This window comes from Spirillospora sp. CA-108201 (assembly GCF_050936235.1).
Lineage (GTDB): Bacteria > Actinomycetota > Actinomycetes > Streptosporangiales > Streptosporangiaceae > Spirillospora.
Genome location: NZ_JBNJNE010000001.1, coordinates 586,119 through 606,123, shown reverse-complemented (window position 1 = coordinate 606,123; position 20,005 = coordinate 586,119). Strand labels below are relative to the sequence as shown.

23 protein-coding genes, 1 pseudogene and 1 riboswitch are annotated in these 20,005 nt (G+C 70.9%); of the genes and pseudogenes, 13 read left to right on the top strand and 11 right to left on the bottom strand.

The features are described 5' to 3' along the window. The first annotated feature begins 166 nt into the window (after positions 1–166). Positions 167–538 (top strand): dihydrofolate reductase family protein, encoded by a 372-nt coding sequence (locus ACQEU6_RS02945; RefSeq protein WP_499340082.1) that lies wholly within the window; start codon positions 167–169, stop codon positions 536–538. Between the two features lie 97 nt (positions 539–635). Here ACQEU6_RS02945 and ACQEU6_RS02940 read toward each other — a convergent pair whose 3' ends face one another. Continuing rightward, positions 636–1,265 carry a DsbA family oxidoreductase gene (locus tag ACQEU6_RS02940; protein ID WP_499329019.1) on the bottom strand — a complete coding sequence of 210 codons (630 nt, stop codon included), beginning with the start codon at positions 1,263–1,265 and terminating at the stop codon, positions 636–638. 112 nt (positions 1,266–1,377) lie between these two features. On the opposite strand from ACQEU6_RS02940, the gene ACQEU6_RS02935 reads away from it, so the two are divergent. Beyond that, the gene (locus ACQEU6_RS02935; RefSeq protein WP_499329018.1) at positions 1,378–1,977 is read left to right on the top strand and encodes a TetR/AcrR family transcriptional regulator; all 600 of its coding nucleotides are present in this window, start codon (positions 1,378–1,380) and stop codon (positions 1,975–1,977) included. 77 nt (positions 1,978–2,054) lie between these two features. Here the strand turns inward: ACQEU6_RS02935 and ACQEU6_RS02930 are convergent, their stop codons facing one another. Continuing rightward, complete coding sequence (locus tag ACQEU6_RS02930) at positions 2,055–3,152, bottom strand: GNAT family N-acetyltransferase (RefSeq protein ID WP_499329017.1); 1,098 nt, start codon at positions 3,150–3,152, stop codon at positions 2,055–2,057. A gap of 30 nt (positions 3,153–3,182) precedes the next feature. Between ACQEU6_RS02930 and ACQEU6_RS02925 the strand changes: the two genes are divergently transcribed. Further along, positions 3,183–3,662, top strand: a complete 480-nt coding sequence (locus ACQEU6_RS02925; RefSeq protein ID WP_499329016.1) for a MarR family winged helix-turn-helix transcriptional regulator — start codon at positions 3,183–3,185, stop codon at positions 3,660–3,662. On the opposite strand, the gene ACQEU6_RS02920 is transcribed toward ACQEU6_RS02925, so the two are convergent. Beyond that, positions 3,659–4,393 (bottom strand): haloacid dehalogenase type II, encoded by a 735-nt coding sequence (locus ACQEU6_RS02920; RefSeq protein ID WP_499329015.1) that lies wholly within the window; start codon positions 4,391–4,393, stop codon positions 3,659–3,661. The genes ACQEU6_RS02925 and ACQEU6_RS02920 overlap by 4 nt on opposite strands. A 358-nt stretch (positions 4,394–4,751) precedes the next feature. On the opposite strand from ACQEU6_RS02920, the gene ACQEU6_RS02915 reads away from it, so the two are divergent. Then, positions 4,752–5,450 (top strand): TetR-type transcription factor C-terminal domain-containing protein, encoded by a 699-nt coding sequence (locus ACQEU6_RS02915; RefSeq protein WP_499329014.1) that lies wholly within the window; start codon positions 4,752–4,754, stop codon positions 5,448–5,450. 4 nt (positions 5,451–5,454) lie between these two features. Here ACQEU6_RS02915 and ACQEU6_RS02910 read toward each other — a convergent pair whose 3' ends face one another. From ACQEU6_RS02910 to sigJ, 6 genes and pseudogenes are all read right to left on the bottom strand, one after another. Then, positions 5,455–6,312: an alpha-ketoacid dehydrogenase subunit beta gene (locus ACQEU6_RS02910; protein ID WP_499329013.1), complete on the bottom strand. Its 858-nt coding sequence runs from the start codon at positions 6,310–6,312 to the stop codon at positions 5,455–5,457. 67 nt (positions 6,313–6,379) lie between these two features. Then, positions 6,380–6,673 (bottom strand): annotated as a pseudogene (locus ACQEU6_RS02905) (ATP-binding cassette domain-containing protein); the annotation flags it as partial. 365 nt (positions 6,674–7,038) lie between these two features. Continuing rightward, positions 7,039–7,779, bottom strand: coding sequence for a hypothetical protein (locus tag ACQEU6_RS02900; protein ID WP_499329012.1), 741 nt, complete (start codon positions 7,777–7,779; stop codon positions 7,039–7,041). Positions 7,780–7,969: 190 nt separating this feature from the next. Beyond that, complete coding sequence (locus ACQEU6_RS02895) at positions 7,970–8,659, bottom strand: CHAP domain-containing protein (RefSeq protein WP_499329011.1); 690 nt, start codon at positions 8,657–8,659, stop codon at positions 7,970–7,972. A gap of 14 nt (positions 8,660–8,673) precedes the next feature. Then, a riboswitch (cyclic di-AMP (ydaO/yuaA leader) is annotated at positions 8,674–8,839 on the bottom strand. A 548-nt stretch (positions 8,840–9,387) separates the two neighbouring features. Further along, the gene (locus ACQEU6_RS02890) at positions 9,388–10,323 is read right to left on the bottom strand and encodes an NAD-dependent epimerase/dehydratase family protein (RefSeq protein ID WP_499329010.1); all 936 of its coding nucleotides are present in this window, start codon (positions 10,321–10,323) and stop codon (positions 9,388–9,390) included. 81 nt (positions 10,324–10,404) lie between these two features. Further along, complete coding sequence (gene sigJ / locus ACQEU6_RS02885; RefSeq protein WP_499329009.1) at positions 10,405–11,346, bottom strand: RNA polymerase sigma factor SigJ; 942 nt, start codon at positions 11,344–11,346, stop codon at positions 10,405–10,407. 923 nt (positions 11,347–12,269) lie between these two features. On the opposite strand from sigJ, the gene ACQEU6_RS02880 reads away from it, so the two are divergent. Together ACQEU6_RS02880 and ACQEU6_RS02875 are read left to right on the top strand one after the other, a co-directional pair. Beyond that, positions 12,270–13,610 (top strand): NAD(P)/FAD-dependent oxidoreductase, encoded by a 1,341-nt coding sequence (locus ACQEU6_RS02880; RefSeq protein WP_499329008.1) that lies wholly within the window; start codon positions 12,270–12,272, stop codon positions 13,608–13,610. A 12-nt stretch (positions 13,611–13,622) separates the two neighbouring features. After that, on the top strand, positions 13,623–13,757 hold the full coding sequence (locus ACQEU6_RS02875; RefSeq protein ID WP_499329007.1) for a hypothetical protein: 135 nt from the start codon (positions 13,623–13,625) through the stop codon (positions 13,755–13,757). A gap of 25 nt (positions 13,758–13,782) precedes the next feature. Here the strand turns inward: ACQEU6_RS02875 and ACQEU6_RS02870 are convergent, their stop codons facing one another. Continuing rightward, positions 13,783–15,219: an MFS transporter gene (locus ACQEU6_RS02870; RefSeq protein WP_499329006.1), complete on the bottom strand. Its 1,437-nt coding sequence runs from the start codon at positions 15,217–15,219 to the stop codon at positions 13,783–13,785. A gap of 88 nt (positions 15,220–15,307) precedes the next feature. Between ACQEU6_RS02870 and ACQEU6_RS02865 the strand changes: the two genes are divergently transcribed. Next, entirely contained in the window at positions 15,308–15,883 is a 576-nt protein-coding gene (locus tag ACQEU6_RS02865; protein ID WP_499329005.1) for a TetR/AcrR family transcriptional regulator, read from the top strand. Positions 15,884–16,307: 424 nt separating this feature from the next. On the opposite strand, the gene ACQEU6_RS02860 is transcribed toward ACQEU6_RS02865, so the two are convergent. Next, complete coding sequence (locus ACQEU6_RS02860) at positions 16,308–16,718, bottom strand: LysR substrate-binding domain-containing protein (protein WP_499340081.1); 411 nt, start codon at positions 16,716–16,718, stop codon at positions 16,308–16,310. Positions 16,719–17,180: 462 nt separating this feature from the next. On the opposite strand from ACQEU6_RS02860, the gene ACQEU6_RS02855 reads away from it, so the two are divergent. From ACQEU6_RS02855 to ACQEU6_RS02830, 6 genes are read left to right on the top strand one after another with little or no spacing between them, the layout of a single operon-like run. Beyond that, the gene (locus ACQEU6_RS02855; protein WP_499329004.1) at positions 17,181–17,342 is read left to right on the top strand and encodes a hypothetical protein; all 162 of its coding nucleotides are present in this window, start codon (positions 17,181–17,183) and stop codon (positions 17,340–17,342) included. Further along, a complete protein-coding gene (locus ACQEU6_RS02850; RefSeq protein ID WP_499329003.1) occupies positions 17,339–17,542 on the top strand; it encodes a hypothetical protein in 204 nt (67 codons plus the stop codon). The genes ACQEU6_RS02855 and ACQEU6_RS02850 overlap by 4 nt, the downstream gene beginning before the upstream one ends. Further along, positions 17,535–18,047 carry a multicopper oxidase domain-containing protein gene (locus ACQEU6_RS02845; protein WP_499329002.1) on the top strand — a complete coding sequence of 171 codons (513 nt, stop codon included), beginning with the start codon at positions 17,535–17,537 and terminating at the stop codon, positions 18,045–18,047. Before ACQEU6_RS02850 ends, ACQEU6_RS02845 begins: the two co-directional genes overlap by 8 nt. A 5-nt stretch (positions 18,048–18,052) precedes the next feature. After that, a complete protein-coding gene (locus tag ACQEU6_RS02840) occupies positions 18,053–18,712 on the top strand; it encodes a multicopper oxidase family protein (protein ID WP_499329001.1) in 660 nt (219 codons plus the stop codon). Further along, a complete protein-coding gene (locus ACQEU6_RS02835; RefSeq protein WP_499329000.1) occupies positions 18,712–19,041 on the top strand; it encodes a multicopper oxidase domain-containing protein in 330 nt (109 codons plus the stop codon). Before ACQEU6_RS02840 ends, ACQEU6_RS02835 begins: the two co-directional genes overlap by 1 nt. Beyond that, a complete protein-coding gene (locus tag ACQEU6_RS02830) occupies positions 18,930–19,820 on the top strand; it encodes an FAD-dependent oxidoreductase (RefSeq protein ID WP_499340080.1) in 891 nt (296 codons plus the stop codon). The genes ACQEU6_RS02835 and ACQEU6_RS02830 overlap by 112 nt, the downstream gene beginning before the upstream one ends. Positions 19,821–20,005 lie beyond the last annotated feature (185 nt).

The window sequence follows — 20,005 nt, the reverse complement described above, 5'->3', positions numbered from 1 at the left end:
TTCATCACCCTCGACGGGATCGTGACCGACCCGGACGGATCGGGAGGCACGCCGACCGGCGGGTGGGCGTTCCGGCACGGCCCCGAGACGGTCGCCGGGGACGAGTTCCGGCTCGGGAGCAGGCTGGACGACGGGGTGATGATGCTGGGGGCGGACGACCTGGCAGCTGTTCTCGCGGCTCTGGCCGGGGCGCGACGACCCGTTCTCCGCGCGGATGAACAACGCGCGGAAGGTGGTCGTCTCCCGCACCTTGACCGACACCTCGGCGTGGGCGAACTCCGAGGTCGTCGACGGCGACCTCGTGGACGCCGTCAAGCGCGAACGGCGTGATGTGATCATCACTGGGAGCCTCGGCGTCGTGCACACGCTGATGGCCGGGGACCTCGTCGACGAGTACCGGCTCCTGACCTTTCCCACGATCCTCGGCACCGGTGCGCGGCTCTTCCCCGCCGGCTGTCCGCTCGCGCACCTGGAGTGCCTGTCGTCCGAGCAGGTCGGCGCCGCCGTCCTCACGCGCTACGGAAGAGCGGCAGGATGACCGCCGCGCGCCGTCCGTGATTCCTTGGACCGGCCGCCCGCCTGGCCGTCGTGCACGGCGAGCATGGCCGCCCCACTCACCCGGCGCATGGCGTGGGTCAGAGCACGGGTTCCGCGATCGGCGCGCGGTTGGAGGACGACCGCCCGCGTCGGCCCTGTAAGTCGGTCCGCTTCAACTCACTTCGCAGCGCGGCGAGTGACACGGCTCCGACGAGGACGGTGCCGTCCGGAAACCGGAAGACCGGCACCCGCGGGCCGAACCGCTCAGGTTCCGCGCGGGGCGTCTCGCCGTCCTTCCCGCCGTCCCACCTGACGCCGGTCGCGCACGCCAAGCCCCGCAGCACGTCCGCGTCGCCGACGTCCAGACCGTCACTGAAGTAGGCGCGGTACAGGCGGGCGGTCATGTCCTCGGCGGCGCCCTGCGCGGCTGCCAGCGCGATGAGCCGGTGGGCGTCGCCGGTGGGGGCGGGCACGATCCGGTCGAGGTTCAGCGCCAGGCCCTCCGCCGCCGCTGCCCGTGCGATCTGCTCGGCCCACGCACCGGGGTCGGGCTGGAGACGGCCGCCGCCCGACGGCGCCCCCGCCGGCGAGACCGCGGTCTGGTACGGCCTGAAGACGACCTCCAGCTCGCCTCCACCCGTCCGGTGCTCCTCGGCGGCCCGCTGGAAGCGGGCGTAGCCGAGCGCCGACCAGACGCAGGCGATGTCATGGGTGAACACAACTTCCATGGGTTCGTCCTTCACTGGCGGCACGGATCGTTCCGTGCCGCCTCAGCATGCCCGCCGCCGTTCCTCCAGTCAATACGGAACGTTCCGTGCCGCCTGGCGCTATGCTGTCGGCATGTCACCCAGACGTCCCGAGCGCCGAAGTGAAGAGGCCGCCAACGCCGTCATCAAGGCCGCCATGGACCTGTGCCAGGAGGTCGGGTACAACAAGCTCAGCATCGAGGGCATCGCCGCCCGCGCCGGCGTCGGCAAGAACACCATCTACCGCTGGTGGCCGTCCAAGGCCGCCGTGCTGCTGGACGGCCTCCTGTCCACCTGGAGGATGGACGCGACCTTCCCCGACACCGGCGACTTCGTCGCCGACATCAAGACGCAGATGGCGGCGGCCTCTCGCATCCTCGGCGACCCGCAGGTCTTTCCGCACTACCGCGCACTGATCGGCGAAGCCCAGCACGACCCCGACCTCCACCGGGCGCTGTGGGACAACTTCATCGGCCATCTGGCGGGCGCCGCCGCCGACCGCATCAGGACAGCGCAGCGCGAAGGCCAGGTCCGTTCCGACGCCGACCCGGTCCTCATCACCGAACTGCTCTACGGCGCCGCCTACTACCGCAGACTGCTCACCCCGCGCATGGCCGACGCCGAACACGTCGACGCCATCGTCGACCTCGCGTTCACCGGCATCGCCCCGACGGCCGACACACCCGCCCAGTAGCACGCCCGGGTCCGGCGCACATTTCGTGATCGACGTCCGTCAGCCGGCGAAGAGGACGTGTTCGCACTCGACGCCGATCACGCGGGTGCCGCCCGGCCGGCCACTCGATCAGTACTGAGGGGCTTGGTGAGGCGGATGGCGCCGTCCTCGCCGGCGAGGGGGGCCGGCTGGTATCCCTCGCTCCGGTAGAGGGCGATGCTGTTCCGGCTGCCTGCTCCCGTGGACAGCACGAAGCGGCGGCAGTCCGGGTCGGCGGCGGCCTCCGCCTCACGGAGCAGCCAGCGTCCCAGGCCGCGCCCCCGCAGGTCGGGGACGACGCCGAGCCGTCCCACATGCCACTCGGCGCCGACGCGGCGGGTCCGCACCATGCCGAGGAGCCGGCCGTCCCGCCACAGTCCGACCGCATGCCAGGCCGCGAGCCATTCGCGTACCCGCTCCACGGACTCGTGCAGCGCGGGGACGGTCAGGGGATCGTTGGCGAGGGCCTCGTCCACCCAGCAGCACCGCTGCAGGACGGTCACCTCGGGGGCGTCGTCCGGCGTCAGCCGCCGCAGGTAGGACCCGGGTTCGGGGCCGGCCGGCGATGCGGGCCGCGCCCGCTCGCGCATCGGCCGGAGCGCCTGCGCGACCCGGACCAGCTCGTCCAGGACATCGATCGCGGCCTGGTCGGCCGCGGCGGCGGGCCGCACCTCCCCGTCGTGCACGGCGTCGGCGATGCGGAGCGCGACCGTGGAACCCAGCGGCACCAGGCGCAGCGTGGTCACCACCTGCTTGGCGTGCTGCACGGCCCTCGTGCCCGCCGAGGTGTTGCCGTAGCTGACGAAGCCGACCGGTTTCCACGCCCACTCGCGGCCGAGGTAGTCCAGCGCGTTCTTCAGGGAGGCCGGCATCCCGTAGTTGTACTCGGGCGTCACGACGATGAGGCCGTCCACGGCGTCCACGATCGCGCTCCACCTTCGCGTGTGCTCGTTGCGGTACACCCCCGACGACGGATGGTCCTCCTCGTCGAGGAACGGCAGGCCGAGGTCGGCGAGGGCCAGCGGCACCAGTTCGGCGCCGAGCTCGGCCGCGCGGGGCTTGATCGTCTCGGTCAGCCAGGCCCCCACCGCGGGGCCGAGGGCGCCGGGACGGGTGCTGCACACCAGCACGAGGACGCGCACCTGTTTCGTTGACATGTAAATGAACTTAGACGATAGGTTGTTTACATGTCAAAGAAATCGTCGGACGGGCCCGTGCGCTGGCTGACCCCGGACGAGGAACGGGCGTGGCGGGCCTTCCGCCGCATGGTGATCGCCGTCCAGACCGGCACCGCGCGCGACCTCTCCCGGGTCGGCCTCTCCGAGCCCGACTACGAGGTGCTCAGCACGCTGTCGGAACGGCCGGACCACGCCGGAACCCTGCATGAGCAGGCCGCGAAGATGGGCTGGTCGCGCAGCCGGCTCTCCCGGCACGCCACCCGCATGGAGGCGCGCGGACTCATCCGGCGCGCACCCGACCCGGCCGACGGAAGGGGCTGCCTCCTCGTCCTCACCGACCACGGCCTGGACACCCTGACGGACGCCGCCCCCGCACACCTGGAATCGGTGCGCCACCACTTCGTCGATCTCCTGGCACCGGAAGACCTCACCGCCCTGGAGCGCATCGCCGGGAAGGTGGAGGGCCCGCCCGAGCGTCCCGCGTCCTAGGTCCGCGGACCGGCCTCCAGCAGAACGGCGAGCTCACCGAACCCGCGCACCACCAGGTCGCTTTCCACGCCGTCCGCCCGGTCGGCGGTGAGAGACGGGCCCTTCTCCAGAGGACGCTCCAGGAAGGCTGTGGCGAGCCCGGCCTCCCTGGCGCCGTCGATGTCCCACTTGTGCGCGGCGACCATCAGCACCTCCGCCGGTTCCACGTCCAGCAGCCGCACGGCGGTCAGGTACGCCTCCGGCTCGGGCTTGTAGGTGCGGGCGAGCTCCGCCGACAGGATGCAGTCGAACGGCAGCCCCGCCCCCTTGACCAGGTTCGTCAGCAGAGCGAACCCGCCGTTGGACAACGCCGCCACCACGTACCGCTCCCGCAGCTCGGCCAGTCCGTCCACCGAGTCGTCCCACGCCGGCAGGCGATGCCAGGCCCGGACGAGCCGCCGCCGCGCGTCCTCGTCGAAAGCGTCAGCGGCGCCGTGCAGTTCCAGCAGCTCGTCGAGCGACTCCCGGTGCAGCGTGTCGAGGTACGCCCACTCCCGCTCCCCGCCGCTGACCCGCCGCATCGACGGCAGGTACCGCTCGCGCCAATCGTCGGCGAAGGCCCCGCCCTCCAGTGCGACACCGCGCTCCGCGGCGATCGCCGCCACCTGTCCGGCGACCCCGGTCCGCCAGTCGACGGTCGTCCCGAAGATGTCGCAGGCCACCACCCGGATCGCTCGAACGTCGAATCCCACTGGTACTCCCTCGCCCAAGAACGCCCGGATGGCGCCTCACCCTCAGTCCTAACATGCCCGTCCCGGGCGGCAGGCTGGGCGACAGGACCGAGCCCGCACGAGAAGGCGATTCAGCCCAGAGGCACAGAGAAGGCCATGAGGCCGCCATCCGCGCTCTTGCGCGTCCGTCATCTCCACGCGCCGCGACACCTTCCGACGGTTTCCGCAAGCCATCGCCAAGGACGGCCGCACCCACAAGAACACTCCGTCTTGACGGCCGCCTTACCTATAATGGCCGGCGGCAGGTATTATCTTGTTTCCATCGAGAACGAGGGTTCAAAACGACCTCGTCGGCGCCGAGCGAGAAACTGGGAACGCGATGCCCCGCCCTCCAGGCCATGGCCCGGGATATGAGATCAAACGCCAGGAGATCATCGACCGGGCGGCCGAACTGTTCGCCCGCAAGGGGTACGCGGCGACCGGGATCAACGAGATCGGCGGCGCGGCCGGCCTCACCAAGGGCGCTCTCTACTACTACATCGGCTCGAAGGAGAACCTGCTGGTCGAGATCCAGTCTCGGGTGATGCGGCCGCTGCTGCGGACCGCGCGGCGGATCGCCCGGCTGGAGGTGGACGCGGTGCTGCGGCTCCGACTGCTGTCGGAGGCGCTGCTGTCCATCATCCTGCGGCGGCTCGACCATATCTGGGTCTACGAGCACGACTACCGGATGCTGGGCGGGGACAACCGGACGAGGCTGCTGCGGCAGCGCGGCGAGTTCGAGGGAATCATCTCCAATCTGCTGGCCGAGGCCATGGACGCCGGAGAATTCCGGGAGATGGACCCGCGGCTGGCGATGCTGCAATTTCTTAATATGCACAACCACACCTACCAATGGGTCAGGCCCGATGGCAGGTGGGACGCCGGTTATTTGTCGCGCGAGTACTGCGCGACGTTGTTCACGGGGTTCCGGGCCGGGCCCGAACCGGTGGACGATCTGGAGAAGCGGGTGCTGAGGTTCCGCGAGCAGCACCCGGAGATCGTCCTGGATCCGGTGGAGGGCGAGGAGAGGCGGGCATGACGGCTCAGACCGCCGCGACCTGGCGCAGGGTCTCGGCGATTGCCGCGGCGTCCGGCAGCCACAGGCGTTCGAGGGACGGGGCGTAGGGGGCGGGCATCGGCGGCGGGGCGACCCGGACGACCGGTGCGTCCAGGTGCCAGAAGCCTTCGTTGGCCGCCATCGCCGCGAGTTCGGCCCCGACCCCGAAGTCCCGCACGGCCTCATGGGCGATGACGAGGCGGTTGGTCTTGGCGAGCGAGGCCAGCACCGTCTCGCGGTCGAGTGGCGCGATCGTGCGCAGATCGATGACCTCGACGTCGACGCCCTCGGCGGCGAGAGTGTCGGCGGCGGCGAGGCAGTCGTGCACCATCCGCGAGTAGGAGACCAGCGTGAGGTCGCGTCCCTCCCGGACCACCTTCGCCTTCCCGATGGGGACGAGGTGGTCCGCGGGCGGGCGCGGCCCCTTGCTCCCGTACTGGAGCCGGTTCTCCACGAACACGACGGGGTTCGGATCGCGGATGGCGGCGCGGAGCAGGCCGTAGGTGTCGGCCGGTGTCGAGGGCATCACGACGGTGAGGCCGGGAACGTGCGCGAGGAGGGCCTCCAGGCTCTGCGAGTGCTGGCTGCCGGAGGAGCGTCCGGCGCCGAACTGGGTGCGGACGACGAGCGGCAGGCTCGCCCGGCCGCCGGTCATGAACCGCAGCTTGGCGGCCTGGTTGAGGAGCTGGTCGAAGCAGACGCCGATGAAGTCCATGTACATGATCTCGACGATCGGCCGCAGGCCGGCCATCGCGGCGCCGACCGCGGTCCCGACGATCGCGGTCTCGGAGATCGGCATGTCCCGGACGCGGCCGGGGAAGCGTTCCGCCAGCCCGCGGGTCAACCCGAAGACCTCGCGTTCCGTCCGCGAGCGGACGGGGAGGGCACCGGCGGCCAGATTCTCTGGCGACGCTCAGCGCCGCGAAGACGTGCCGTCCTTCCGGCACCTGGACGAGTCCGCTCCGGACGATCGCCGCCGGGTTCGACCTCTCGACAGGCCGGTCGAGAAAACGAATGGATCCGGTCCGCACCGCCCCGCCGTACAGCGGCAGCGTTCCGGAGATCGCTCGCATCAGCGTTGTCTTGCCCGCTCCGTTGCTGCCCAGGAGCGCGACCACACCATCGTCGCCGACCTGCAGGGACACCTCTTTGATCAGCGGTTCGCGCACCCCGTAGGTGATGACAAGCCGGTCGATATCGAGCATCAGGACCTCCGATCCGCCCGGGGCGGGCTTCCGGGAGCCGATCGAGCAGAACGTGGGGGCGACTGCACCGGCACCGTCTGACCTCCTGTAACTGCGGCAGACGTTTTACATACCACTCGGTCTATAAAACAGTAGACTGCACTGTAAGGCCACCCCCGCCACGGCGACAAGGGGGCACGGCGCGCGTCTTCACACCACGCCCGGCAGCACATCCCGGCGCGAAAGACGGCGGCGCCGCGACAGTCCGCCGGCGGCTACGGCGCTGTCCGCCCTTCCTGCCCCGGACGTGACAGACCCCGCTCCCGTCCGAGGACGGGAGCGGGGTCTGTGGTCAGGCCAGGAGGGGATCACCTGGACGGGTCCGCTCAGCCGAGGGGCTTCGGGGCGCCCTTCTTGCCGGCGCCGTGGCCCCAGGACAGGACCTCGTACTTGACGCCCTTCAGGTGGCCCGCCGAGGTGCCCGTGTTGTACTTGCTGCTCGGCTTCTTGCCGTCCACCAGGTGGCGGAAGGTGTAGGTGTCGAGGTCGAGCATGACGCCGCGGTGCGACGGCTCGCCCGGCCCGCGGTCGCCGACGAAGCCGGTGACGCTGCGGCCCTTGTAGCTGACCTTGACCTTGGTGTGCATGGGCCAGCTCGGGCTGGCGAACAGGCCCTTCTGCATCGGCTTGCCGCCCGCCGGGGCGCCGGTGTCGCCGTTCACTCCGGACCCGTCGTCCCAGAAGTAGGACGCCTTCGTCTTGCCGCTGATCAGGGCCTTCGGGCCCTTCTTCGCGGGCTTGGCGGGGATGTGGCGGGAGGCCTTCGCGTCCTGCGACCCGGTCGCCTGCTGCCCGGCCGCCTGCTGGCCAGTGATCTTGTGCTCGGTCAGCCGCTGCCCGGTGATCTTGTGCCCGGTCACCTGCTGCTCGATGACCTCGCGTCCGGTCAGCTGCTGCCTGGTGGCCTTGTGCCCCGTGACCTGCTGCGCGCTGACCTGCTGCGCGGTGAGCCTGTGCGCGGTCGGCTCGTCCGCCGAGGCCCCATGGGCGGTCCCGGCCACGCCCGCGACCAGCACGCCTGCGAGGGCGGTACCGATCAGGGCGGTGTCGATGGCTCGCTTCTGCATGTTCATCCTTTGCTCGGTGGTCCGGCGCCGGGTCACGGCCTTCGGGCGTGGAGGACTCGCCGTTCGGGCATGACGAGTCCGGCGCACGGCACGTGGCGCGCTAGCGACGTGGGTGTGATCGGGCGGGGGATGGAGAAGGGGGGTGCACCGCTGGACGGTGCGGGGTGAGGGGCCGCTCAGCGGCCCGGGCTCACCGGTACTCGGGGTAGCCGTAGCCGGCGACGGTGGAGGTGTCGCGGACCCTCTGCTTCACCGCGTCACCGGTGTTGCCCTCGATGGTGTTGATGGTGCCGTCGTGGTTGTCCTTCACGACGATGCCGACGTGCTCGACGCCCTTGATGCCGCCGCCGCTCCAGGCGAAGAAGACCACGGCGCCGGGCTTCGGGGTCTCGCCGAAACGGCCGGTCTTCTTGAACCACTTGGCGTGGCTGACGGTGTAGGCGTCGGCGCCCATGCCCTTGGTGCCGGTGTGCTGGCCCAGCCAGGACACGAACATGTCGCACCAGGACTGGCCCTTGTAGACCGAGGCGCTCTTGGCGCCGATGCGGTGGGCGTTCAGCTCGCCCAGCGACGAGCCGATGTACCAGTCGTTGAACTTGCTGTTGCCCGAGGCGTCCTCGTGGATGCCGACCTGCGTGCGGGCGAGCTTGATCACGTCCTGCGCGGACGCGCCGGCCTGGGCGCTCTGGCCGACGGCCTTGGCGCCGTTGGCGTCGGCCTTGGACACGGCGGCGACGGGCGCGGTGTCGGCGGGCTTGGCGTCCGCCTGGGCGGCCGGGGCCAGGGAGGCGAAGCCGAACGCGCCTGCCAGGGAGAGGACGGCGCCGGCCGCGGCGCGGGCGCCCATGCGCTTGGTCAGGTCAAAGGTACGAGCGGTCATGCGAAGGTTCTCCTGAGTTCTTCCAGTCCGCCTACCGGGTTAGCTGTCGGGTTCGGGCGTGGAAGTGGCCCTACCGCGGCCCCGCGCACGGCGGGAGTGCGGATTCACCCCGGTGTTTCGGTGGGTCCCCGGCTCCGCTCGGCCGTGATCGGCGCTCTGCGGACTCGGCGGAGGACGTGCCTTGATCGGCAGTCCTGATGATCAGGGACTCGATGCGCCCTTCACGATCTGGTCGGACGCTCCGGACGGGCTTCCCCGTCGGTCACACACCCACAACAGGTTCAAGCCATCCCATATTTCGTCAAGCACGTCCCAAAGACCCGGCCAACCTGCAAAAACTCCCCAAAACCCCCTCAACGCAAGGGCTGCGGCCCAGTCAAACTTCCTCAAGATTTCCGGTCCGCGACCTCCGTCCAGAGGGAGTCGACCACCCGGAGGTCGCCTGAAAACCGCGCACGACATGACTCGTCGCCTTAAAGCCATCAGCGCGGGCCGGGGACGGCCGGTGCTGCCGCCGACGGCCGGCCCGCTGCGACCGGCCGCATCGAGCAGGTCGCGGACCTGGCCGGGGTGAAGCCCCCAGACCGGGACCCACAACGACATCGGCCGCGACCTGGACAACGCCCCGGCCACCCCCCGAGCCGTGCTCGAAGGCCGCCCTTCTTGCCGGAAGGACGGCCTTCGACGAGCGTTCGGCTCTTCGGGCAGAGAGAACGACGCTCAGCGAGTCACTCCACAACCTGGAGGCCTTGGCGCCAGGTGGGGTGTGCCGGGTGCCAGCCCAGTTCGCGCTTGGCCTTGGCGTTGGACGCGCCGCGCAGTTCGGTCATGAGCACGACGCCGGCCTGCCCGGCGGCCAGCCGTCCGACGACCCGCGGTACGCGCATCGGCTTCTTCGCGCCCAGCATCGCCGCCAGTTCCGGCAGCCATTCGGAGACCGGGGCGGGGTCGTCATCGACGATGTTGTAGACACCGCGGCCCCCGCTCTCCACGGCTGCGACCGTGGCCTCGGCGGCGTCGGCGATGTGGATGAACGACCACACTCCGCCGCCGTCGCCGACGACCGGGAACGTGCGCTTGCGGATCATCTCGAGCTGCGCGGAGCCCGGCGCCATCGATGTGCCGGGTCCGTAGAACGCGCCGTAGCGCAGCACGACCCCTTCGGTCCAGGCGGCGCCCAGCACGGCCTTCTCCAGGTGCTCGATCGCGGCGATCATCGAGGCCATCTGGCCGACCGGTGAGCGATCCAGGGGGTCCTGCTCGTTCTTGACCGGCCCGCCGGTCCGGTCGTAGGTGAACGCGCCGTTGCTCTGGGCGACCACCCGCCGCACCCCTGCGGCGCGTGCGGCGGCGAGCAGGTTGTCGGTGCCCTCGGTCCGCAGCCGGTCGGTGGCTGCGAAGCTGCGTTCGAAATGGCGCGTGTCGATGTGCCCGATGGCGGTCAACTGGTGAACGATCACATCCGGGGCGGCCTGGCGCACGGCCGCCTCGACCTCGGCGCGGTCGAGCGCATCGGCGATGACCGGCACCGCGCCCAGCCGTGACGCCATGGCCTTGTTCGACTCGCTGCGAATCATGGCGAACACCTCATGTCCCGCATCGACCAGACGCGGCACCAGCTGCTTGCCCATCGCTCCGGTCGCTCCTGCCACCAGCACTCTCATCGTCGACTCCTGTCCGGTTCGGATTCGCCCCTTGAACCGGATGACCCGCCGTTTCCTGACAGGAGACCGACGTGATCGACGTCACATCATGAACAGGGGCTCCCTGTGGTCGGTCGCCGCCCAGTGCTCGGTCGCGCGTTCGAGCTTGTCGGGGTTTGCCTGGATGCGGCAGGCGGCGATGCCCCCGGCGGTGACCTCCAGGCACATGACGGCGACGACCCGGCCTTCCACGACGCCCACAAGGGCGGGATCGCCATTGGCGGTCCCGGCGTATATCTCGGGCGAGCCGCCGACGATGGCGCTCTTGGCCCCGCTGGGCTTGAACAGGCCCCACACGAACCTCGCGACCGCGACGGCGCCCTCGAACCCCTTGGCGTATGCCGGAACCTTCCCTCCGCCGTCGCCGACAGAGACGGCGTCCTTGGACAGCAGGCGTACGAGCTCATCGGTCTGGCCGCTGGTGGCGGCGGCGAGGAACTCCTCGACGACCCGCCGGGCGGCGGCCTCGTCGATCTCGGTGCGGGCCCTGCCTTGCGCGACATGCTTCTTGGCACGGTGAAAGATCTGCTGGCCGGCCGCCTCGGTGATGTCGAGGATCTCGGCGATCTCCCGGTGCGGGTAGCCGAAGGCCTCCCGCAGCACGTACACGGCCCGTTCGCCGGGGGCCAGGCGCTCCATGAGAGCGAGGACCGCGTACGAGACCGATTCGCGCTGCTCGGCGGTGTCGGCCGGGCCGAGCATCGGGTCCCCGGCGAGCAGCGGCTCGGGGAGCCACCGGCCCACGTAGGTCTCGCGGCGCGCCCGGGCGGAGGTGAGCTGGTTGAGACACAGGTTGGTGAGCACCTTCGTCAGCCACGCCTCGGGAACCTCGACACGCTCGATGTCGGCGGCCTGCCAGCGCAGGAACGTCTCCTGCACGATGTCCTGCGCCTCGTCCGCGGAGCCGAGGAGACGGTACGCGATCGCCTCCAGACGCGGCCTCGACGACTCGAACCGGTCGACATCGTCCCTCGTCAAAGGCATGACGCGATCATATCTCCGGCACGGCCTCCAGCCGCGCCGCAGCCCGTCCTGTGGATCGAGCCCATCCGGGAGATCCGAGCCGGTCGGCGTGCCTGCGGACGATCTCCAGAAGCCAGGTGCCGCACATGTCCCACGGTGCTGGACGCCCAAGAGCAGGCGTTCCGCAACCGTCCCTTGGAGGGCGGGGACGTGTTGCGCGCGGCGATCGGCTGCGCTGTCGAGGCGGCATTCACCTGAAAAAGGCGGCGCCCTCGTGACTGCATCTGCCATCGGCCGGTGCCGTCGCGGGGTCCAGTTCGGACGATCGGCGAGCATCGCGGCGAGCCCGTCCAGATGCCGTCCGGGATTCCATCGAGACCGAGACCGTCGAGGGCGCGGAGCACCCATTCGGTGTGCGCCAGCATGGGCGATGAATTCCAGCTTCTCCCGCCGCCCTTCCGCCCCTTCCATCGGAAAGGGAACCTCGCCGAAGACGTGGTCGGCCATCTGCATCAGCAGTTCTTCTTTGCTCGTGATGCTCTGGTAGAGGGACATCGGCCGGACGCCTAACTGCGCGCCGAGCCGTCGCCTCGGCGACGTGATCATTTTCCTCCGGTCGTCTGCTCCGCCCCGACCGCGATCTCCCGTGCGTTTGAGCTAGTCGACTTTCTTGCCGAACTAGTTCACTTCTTCCACGCCGAGCGCAGAACTGGGCATTTTTGTGTGGTTACGGTGTACCAAGTGAGAAATACACCGTACGAACGCCCGCTTGCGGGACGGCCGCTCCGAGCGGCTGCCCCATCGGCCGGAGCACCGCGCGCAGGCGGCGACACGTCCAGGGGACCCATGAAAAGCCGCGGCGTCCTCATCTCAGGGGCCGGAACAGCGCTTCGTCCGCCGTCTCCCAATTAATGAGTAGCCACGAAACAGGAATGGAGCATGCGATGGTGACCAAGATCGAAACCGACTATCTCGTGATCGGAGCCGGCGCGACGGCAATGGCCTTCGTGGACACGCTGCTTGCCGAATCAGGCGCGACCGTGGTGATGGTCGATCGCTACCACCGGCCCGGCGGGCACTGGACCGTCGCCTACCCGTACGTACGGCTGCACCAGCCCTCGGCGATGTACGGCGTGAACTCGCGGCCGCTCGGCAACGACACGGTCGACGGCGCCGGCTGGAACGCCGGGCTGTACGAGCTGGCCGGCGCCGGCGAGATCTGCAGCTACTACGACCAGGTCATGCGGCGGACATTCCTGCCGTCCGGCCGGGTGCGGTACTTCCCCATGGCCGAGTACGACGGCGCCGGCCGCTTCCACCTCACGACCTCCGGCGACGAGTACGAGGTGACCGTACGCCGCAAGGTCGTGGACACCACCTACCAGGGCGTGACCGTGCCGTCCATGCGGCCGCCGGAGTTCCCGGTCGCCGACGGCATTCCCCTGGTGCCGCCCAACCGCCTGCCCGCCATTCGCGAGCCCTACGACCGGTACGTCATCGTCGGCGCCGGCAAGACCGGCATCGACGCCTGCCTCTGGCTGCTCGAGCAGGGGGCCGACCCGGCGAGGCTGACCTGGATCATGCCCCGCGCGCCGTGGCTCATCGACCGGAGGACCGTGCAGCCGATGCCCCTCCGCCGGCCCGAGGAGATCGTGCGCGACCACATGGCCCGGCACGAGGCCGTCATGGGCGCCGAATCCGTCCCCGACCTCTTCGAGAGGCTCAACGCCGCCGGCACCGTGCTGCGCATCTCCGCGGACGGCCGGCCGACGGCGTTCCGCTGCGCGACCGTCTCGCCGGCCGAGCTCGAGCAACTGCGCCGGATCGAGCACGTCGTGCGCCTCGGCCGGGTGAAGCGGATCACCGAGACCGACATCGAACTCGACGGTGGCGCCGTTCCGACCGGCCACCGCGCGCTGCATGTGGACTGCACCGCCGACGCCGTCAGGCACCGCCCCATCGTCCCGATCTTCCAGGACGGGCTGATCACCCCGCAGTCGGTGCGCGTCTGCCAGCCGGTGTTCAGCGCCGCGCTCATCGCGCACGTGGAGACGGCGTACGGCGATGACGCGGAGAAGAACGCGCTCTGCCCGGTCTCGCAGAATCCGCGCACCGACGCCGACTGGCTCCGGTTCGCCATCTCCGGAAATGATCGGTGCGCTGCTCGGCGCCCTGACCCTGGCGGCCACGGTCATGCTGCTGATCAAGCTGGCCGGACATGCTGGACAGCGCGAGAGCGCAGCGAACCCAGTCCTGGTGTGAGAGCCGGTAGGGACGCGGCGTAGCGGGTGGCCTGGGTGCCCTTGCGGGCTCTGATCTCGGCGAAGGCGTGGTCGATGTGCGTCCTGACCACGCCTTCGCCGACGAACAGGGCGGACCTGCGGGGCGTGGTCGCCGATGTCGACGTCCTGGTGAACAACCTCGGCATCTGATCGCCACCGCGGCCCCCTGGCCGCGTCAGTGACTCGTGGTGTTCTCATGAACGCGCGGGGCCGGACTCGCCGGCCGTGACGTCGCGGTGCTCCTGATCAGCCACAGGCCCGTGAACACGGCGGTGGCCAAGGTGACGACGCCGGCCACGACGAAGGCGCTGTTGAGCCCCTCCTCGAAGGAGGCGCCACCGGACTCCCGGGTGCGGACGACGGCGCCGAGCACCGCCACGCCGAGGACCGCGCCGATCTGCCGGGTGGTGCTGCTGACGCCCGACGCCAGGCCGCCCTCCTGCGGGCTGACCGACTGGATGGCGGCGCCGGTCAGCGGGGACATGGTCAGGGCGAAACCGGTACCGACGACGGCCAGCCGCCACCACACGTTCGTGTAGCCGGTGTCGGCGTGCACGAAGCCCAGGGCCAGCAGTCCCAGCCCGGCCAGCGCCAGGCCGATGGCGACCATGATCCGGAAGCCGTACCGGGCGGCGAACCGGCCCGCGAACGGGCTGATGACGACCATCGCGAGCGTGGCGGGCAGGGTCTGCACCCCGGCTCGCAGAATCGAGCTGCCCTGGACGTAGACGAAGAACTGGGAGAAGAAGAACGACGAGCCCATGAGCGCGAAACCGACCACGATCATCGCCGTGTTCGAGACCGTGAACAGCCGTTGCCGGAAGAGCCGCAACGGCAGCATCGGCGCCGAAACCCGCCCTTCGACGACCACGAACACGGCGAGGACCACGGCCGCGGCGGCGAAGCCGCCCAGGATCACAGGCGACGTCCAGCCACGGGAGCCGCCCTCGATCAGCCCGTAGGTGAGCGCCCCCACGCCCAGGACGGACAGGACCGTTCCCGGGACGTCGATCGCCGGCGCGCTCGGGTTGCGGGACTCGTCCAGCACGCGCAGGCCGGCGACCAGCAGGACCGCGCCGACGGGCACGTTGACGAGGAAGATGGCGGGCCAGCCGAAGGCCTGCACCAGAACGCCGCCGGCCAGCGGTCCGGCGGCCAGACCGATTCCGCTGAATCCGGCCCACAGCCCGATCGCCCGGACCCGCTCCTGCGGAACCGGATACGCGGCGACGAGCAGGGACAGCGAGGCGGGGCTCAGCGCCGCGGCCCCGACGCCCTGCAGCACCCGCCCGACGATCAGCCAGCCGATCGAGGGCGCGGCGGAGCACAGGACGGACGCGGCGGTGAACACCACGACGCCGGCCAGATACATCCTCTTGCGGCCGAAGCGGTCGGCGAAGACGCCGCCGGACAGCAACAGCATGGCGACCAGCAGCACGTAGGCGTCGACGATCCATTGCAGCCCGGTCAGCTGGGTGTGCAACCGCTCCTGCATGTCGGGCAGTGCCGCACCGACGATCGTGTTGTCGAGCAGCACCATGAACTGCCCCAGGCAGGTCACCGTGAGCAACGCCGCCCGGTTCGGCGCGGCCACCGGCGGTGCAGACGTCATCGTTCCTCCTAAAGCAGTCATCTACTGCTTTAGGAAGCTAGACGGTGGGCTTCGTAAACGCAACTTCGAGCTGCGCTAAGGTGGGCCCATGGAGGAGCGACGGCCGGTCCGGCGGCCCGGCGGGCGCAGCGCCCGCGTCCGGGCGGCGGTGCACCAGGCCGTCACGGACCTGGTCGGCGAGCGCGGCTACGGCGCATTCACGGTCGGTGACGTCGCGGCCCGCGCGGGCGTGGCCGATACCAGCGTCTACCGCCGGTGGGGCACCCTGGAGGCCCTGCTCACCGACGTGGCGCTCACGCGCCTGAACGCGCAGTCGCCGATGCCCGACACCGGAAGCCTGGCCGGCGACCTGCACGCCTACGCGGCCCAGGTGGCGCGCGAGATCACGGGACCCGACGGCCTGGCGGTGCTGCGCCTGACCGTCGCCCTGTCGAACAGGGGCGAACAGGGCCTGCGGGCGCGTGACGACTTCCTCGCCGAACGCACCCGGTTCGTCCAGGCCATGCTCGACCGCGCCGGCGAACGCGGCGAGAGTCCACCCGACGTGCTGGGCGTGCTCGACCACATCATGGCCCCGATGTACATCCGCGTCCTGTTCGGCGCGGGCCCGCTCACCCCGGACTACATCGCCGGGCTGGTCGACCGGCTGCTGGACCAGACCTGATCCCACCGCCGAGCCCACGTCGCCCAGGAGACCGCCGGGCATTTCGCGGCGTAACAATGGATCACGGGCATGTCTGCCGGGGGCGAGACACGGAGTCGGCGGAGGGGGTACGGCTGGTCGAGCGGGCGCGATCCGGCCAGAGCGGCGTCCTGGCCCTTCGCGGCGAGGCGGACATCGGCAGGTCGGCCGTGCTCGACCGGCTCGAACGGCAGGACCGCGAACTCCAGGTCCTTCGCGCGACCGGACTAAAGGCCTGCGGGCCTGGTTCCCACCGGACGGTGAGCCGATCTGACGCCGGCCGCGCCGCGCCCCCGCCGCATTGTCCCGACGCCGACGCGCCCGGATCCAGCGCATCCGGGCCGTACTGATCCCGAGATGCCCCGGCCTTGGGCGGCACTCTCGGCATGACACGGCGCGGGTTCCGTCAGCGTCGTTCCTGCGGCTCGCCGGTCATCCAGTTCCAGCTGGTGAGCGTGGTGAGCATCAGGCGCGCGGCGGTGGACAGACGGCTGCCCGCGGCCCAGTACAGGCCGAGCGTGCGACGGCACTCGGGGTCGTCCACCCTGATCCAGGCGATCGGCGCGCCGGGAGCCGAGCGCCGGGCGAGCGCGGGCACCAGGCCGATGCCGAGCCCCGCCTTGATCAACTCGGCGATGGCGCTCGGCTCTTCCCCCTCGCAGACGATCCGCGGGGTGAGGTCGCACGCGGCGAACAGCCGGTCCAGCAGCCGGCGCTGCCAGTGGCCCCGGTGCGCGGAGATGAAGGGCTGGTCGACGAGCTCCTCGACGGTCACCGAGACGCGGCCCGCCAGCGGGTGGTCCTGCGGGGTGGCCAGCCATACCTCCTCGTCCAGCAGTTGGACGGGCTCCAGGGCGTCGGCCGCGGATCGGCTGCGAGGCGGCGCAGAGGTCGACGTCCCGGGCCATCAGGCGGTGGGCCATCTCGGCGGCGGGCATCTGGTGGAGTTCGACCTCGATGTCGGGATGGGCCCGCCTGTAGGCCGCGAGCGGGCCGGTGAAGGCCAGGAACGTCTCTGAGGCCAGCCGCACGCCGCCCAGGCCCTCGCTGGTGGCCTCGCTGACGGCCCGCCGGCCCGCTTCGAGTTCGCCGAGCGCGCGTTCGACGTGGCCCCGGAAGAGTGCGCCGGTCGCGTTGAGCCGCAGACGCCCGGCCCGGTCGAACAGCGGTGCTCCGAGCTCGCTTTCCAGCCGGGCGACGGTGCGGCTCAGCGACGGCTGGGCGATGCGCAGTTCCTCGGCCGCGCGGCTGAGGTGCTCCGGTCATCTTCGGCCAGCCGGTGTTCGCCGGCGTGTTCCTGAGCGGCGACTACGACGGGCTGCGCCTGGACGAGGCGGGGGCGAACGTGACCACGTCCGTCGGCTACGCGCAGCTGGTGGTGGCGATCGTGGTCTGGGCCCGGCTGCGCCGTGTCCGGCCGTCGCGACGGCCGCCCTGGTGACGGCCGAGACGGTGCAGTACTTCGCCGGGATGGCGGGTGCGCTGTGGCGGCACCTGCCGCTGGGCGTGGCCACGATCGCCGCGCTCGTCGTGCAGTTCGTGGACGTCTGGCGCCGTCCTCTCGGGCGGCGGAGCGAGACCCACCGTGCGCGGGTGCGGACCGCGAAGGCCCCGGCGCGGAAGGAGAGCGACGATGAGTGAGCGCGGAGACGGGCGGACGGGCCGCGCGGGCGGCATGGCCAGACGCCAGGTGCTGTACGTCGGCGGCACGCTCGGAGCGGTGGCCGTCGCCGGCCTGACGACGGCCAACGCGCTGGCCCGGCGCCCGCCGCGCACCGGCGCGGAGCTGAGCAGCCGGGTTCGGCTGCCGCCGCCGTTCCAGGTGCCGCTGCCGCTGCCGCCCGTGCTGAGGCCGGTCGGCACGACGGGCGGCATCGACCGGTACGAGATCACCCAGCGTGAGGTGACCGCGGAGGTCCTGCCCGGCGTGCGGACGCCGCTGTGGACCTACGACGGCACCTTCCCCGGCCCGACGAACGAGTCGCGCCGCGGACGGCCGGTCAGCGTGCGGCACCGCAACCGGCTGCCCGTGCCGACCGTCGTGCACCTGCACGGCGGCCGGACCCCGGCCGCCTCCGACGGATACCCGACCGACCTCGTCCTGCCGGACGGATGGCGGACGCGGCCCGGGGCGGGCACGGAATGAGCGGCATGCACGGCACGGCGGGCGGCGGGCAGGGCATGCACGACCCGCGCGCGGCGCCGTCCCGGCTCGCGCGCGACTACGCCTTTCCCCTGGACCAGCGGCCGACGCTGCTCTGGTACCACGACCACCGGATGGACTTCACCGCCCCCGCGATCTGGCGGGGCCTCGCCGGGCTGCACATCGTGCGCGACGACGCCGAGGAGGCGCTCGGACTTCCGTCCGGCCCGCGCGAGCTGCCGCTCATGATCGCGGACCGGGCGTTCCACGCCGACGGCACGCTCGCCTACCCCTCCCTCGACCCGACCCTGCGCCGCGAGCCGGGGGTCGAGGAGCCCTATCTCGCGGGCGTCCTCGGCGACGTGATCCTGGTGAACGGCGCGCCGTGGCCCGTGCACGAAGTCGATGCCGCGCGGTACCGGCTGCGCGTCCTGAACGCCTCGAACGCCCGGCACTACGAGCTGGAGGCGGTCGCCGAGGACGGCCGCCGGCTGGACCTGATCCAGGTCGGCGCCGACCAGGGGCTGCTCGCGAAACGGTCCGCCACCGCTCCCTGCCGATCGCACCGGCCGAACGCTACGACGGGGTCGTCGACTTCTCCGGCATCCCGGTCGGCGGGCTGGTCAGGGTCGTCAACCGGCCGGGGTCCGGGCGCACCCGGGACGTGATGGCCTTCCGCGTCGCGCGCAAGGCCGGGGACGACAGGCGCGTCCCCCACGTCCTGTCGACCGACCTGCCCACCTGGCGCCGGTCGGACGCCACGCGGGTGCGCGACTTCTCCTTCCGCGCCGGACGCATGAACGGCGGCCACGGATGGGTGATCGGCGGGGAGCCGTTCGACCCCGCCCGCACCGACGTCACCGTCCGGCTCGGCGAGGTCGAGATCTGGCGGCTGGTCGCCGACGTCCACCACCCCGTTCGCGGCCGCTACCTCTTCCACTGCCACAACGCCGAACACGAGGACATGGGGATGATGGCCAACTTCGAAGTGATCTGATCCCGTCCTCCCCCTCGAACCCGGCGAACAAGGAGCGTCATGCCCGAAGACCCCGGGATCGTCATCATCGGCGCGAGCCTCGCCGGAGCCAAGGCCGCGCAGGCCCTGCGGCTGGATCACGGCTCTTCGCCCGCCGCCACCTCGACCACGGCGTGGACCTGCGCACCGGCGACGGCCTGGAGGCCATCCTCGGAACGCGCTCGGTCGAGGCCGTCCAGACCATCACCGGTAGCCGCATCCCCGCCGACCTGGTCACCGTCGGGGCCGTGCCCAACACCGAGCTCGCGGAGGCGGCGGGCCTGCACGTGGACGGCGGCATCGTCGCCGACCGGCACCTGCGCACCTCGCACCCGGCGGCGGTGACGGCGGGCGACGTCGCACGCCACCATCACCCCCGCTACCTGAACCCGATCCGGATCGAGCACTGGGACAACGCCGTCGTCCACGGCACCGCCGCCGCGGCCACCCTGCTCGGCGAGCCCGTGACCGTCGACCACGTGCCCTACTTCTTCTCGACCCAGTACGGCTCCATGCTCGAATACGTGGGGCATCCGACCGCCTGGGACCACGTGGTCACCCGCGGTGAACCCGGCGCCCCCGGATTCACCGCGTTCTGGCTCGACCACCACATCCCGGTGGCCGCCATGACGACCGACAATTGGGGAGCGGCCGACCACCTGCGCACCATCGTCGCCGAGGGACATCCGATCGACGCGCACCTGCTCGCCGACGAAGCGGCCATGAACGGCGGATCCGAATATCAAGGAGACGCCAGGTGACCGACACCGTCGACATCGCCGTCTGGCGTGGACGAGATGCTGCCGCCGCCGAACGTGAAGGGCCTCACCCATCTGGAGGAAGATCTGCGCGTCCGGCTGCGACGGAGGGCCGGAGCGCACATACGAGAGCGTGAGATCCGGGCGGGTCAACGCCGTTCCTTGTCACCGGCGGGATGGATGACGAT

What these genes read in the sequence shown, in the direction of transcription:
- ACQEU6_RS02940 (WP_499329019.1), bottom strand. Translation starts at nt 1,265, where the DNA reads ATGGAAGTTGTGTTCACCCATGACATCGCCTGCGTCTGGTCGGCGCTC.
- ACQEU6_RS02935 (WP_499329018.1), top strand. Translation starts at nt 1,378, where the DNA reads ATGTCACCCAGACGTCCCGAGCGCCGAAGTGAAGAGGCCGCCAACGCC.
- ACQEU6_RS02930 (WP_499329017.1), bottom strand. Translation starts at nt 3,152, where the DNA reads ATGTCAACGAAACAGGTGCGCGTCCTCGTGCTGGTGTGCAGCACCCGT.
- ACQEU6_RS02925 (WP_499329016.1), top strand. Translation starts at nt 3,183, where the DNA reads ATGTCAAAGAAATCGTCGGACGGGCCCGTGCGCTGGCTGACCCCGGAC.
- ACQEU6_RS02915 (WP_499329014.1), top strand. Translation starts at nt 4,752, where the DNA reads ATGCCCCGCCCTCCAGGCCATGGCCCGGGATATGAGATCAAACGCCAG.
- ACQEU6_RS02900 (WP_499329012.1), bottom strand. Translation starts at nt 7,779, where the DNA reads ATGCAGAAGCGAGCCATCGACACCGCCCTGATCGGTACCGCCCTCGCA.
- ACQEU6_RS02895 (WP_499329011.1), bottom strand. Translation starts at nt 8,659, where the DNA reads ATGACCGCTCGTACCTTTGACCTGACCAAGCGCATGGGCGCCCGCGCC.
- ACQEU6_RS02890 (WP_499329010.1), bottom strand. Translation starts at nt 10,323, where the DNA reads ATGAGAGTGCTGGTGGCAGGAGCGACCGGAGCGATGGGCAAGCAGCTG.
- sigJ (WP_499329009.1), bottom strand. Translation starts at nt 11,346, where the DNA reads ATGCCTTTGACGAGGGACGATGTCGACCGGTTCGAGTCGTCGAGGCCG.
- ACQEU6_RS02880 (WP_499329008.1), top strand. Translation starts at nt 12,270, where the DNA reads ATGGTGACCAAGATCGAAACCGACTATCTCGTGATCGGAGCCGGCGCG.
- ACQEU6_RS02870 (WP_499329006.1), bottom strand. Translation starts at nt 15,219, where the DNA reads ATGACGTCTGCACCGCCGGTGGCCGCGCCGAACCGGGCGGCGTTGCTC.
- ACQEU6_RS02865 (WP_499329005.1), top strand. Translation starts at nt 15,308, where the DNA reads ATGGAGGAGCGACGGCCGGTCCGGCGGCCCGGCGGGCGCAGCGCCCGC.
- ACQEU6_RS02845 (WP_499329002.1), top strand. Translation starts at nt 17,535, where the DNA reads ATGAGTGAGCGCGGAGACGGGCGGACGGGCCGCGCGGGCGGCATGGCC.
- ACQEU6_RS02840 (WP_499329001.1), top strand. Translation starts at nt 18,053, where the DNA reads ATGCACGGCACGGCGGGCGGCGGGCAGGGCATGCACGACCCGCGCGCG.
- ACQEU6_RS02835 (WP_499329000.1), top strand. Translation starts at nt 18,712, where the DNA reads ATGGCCTTCCGCGTCGCGCGCAAGGCCGGGGACGACAGGCGCGTCCCC.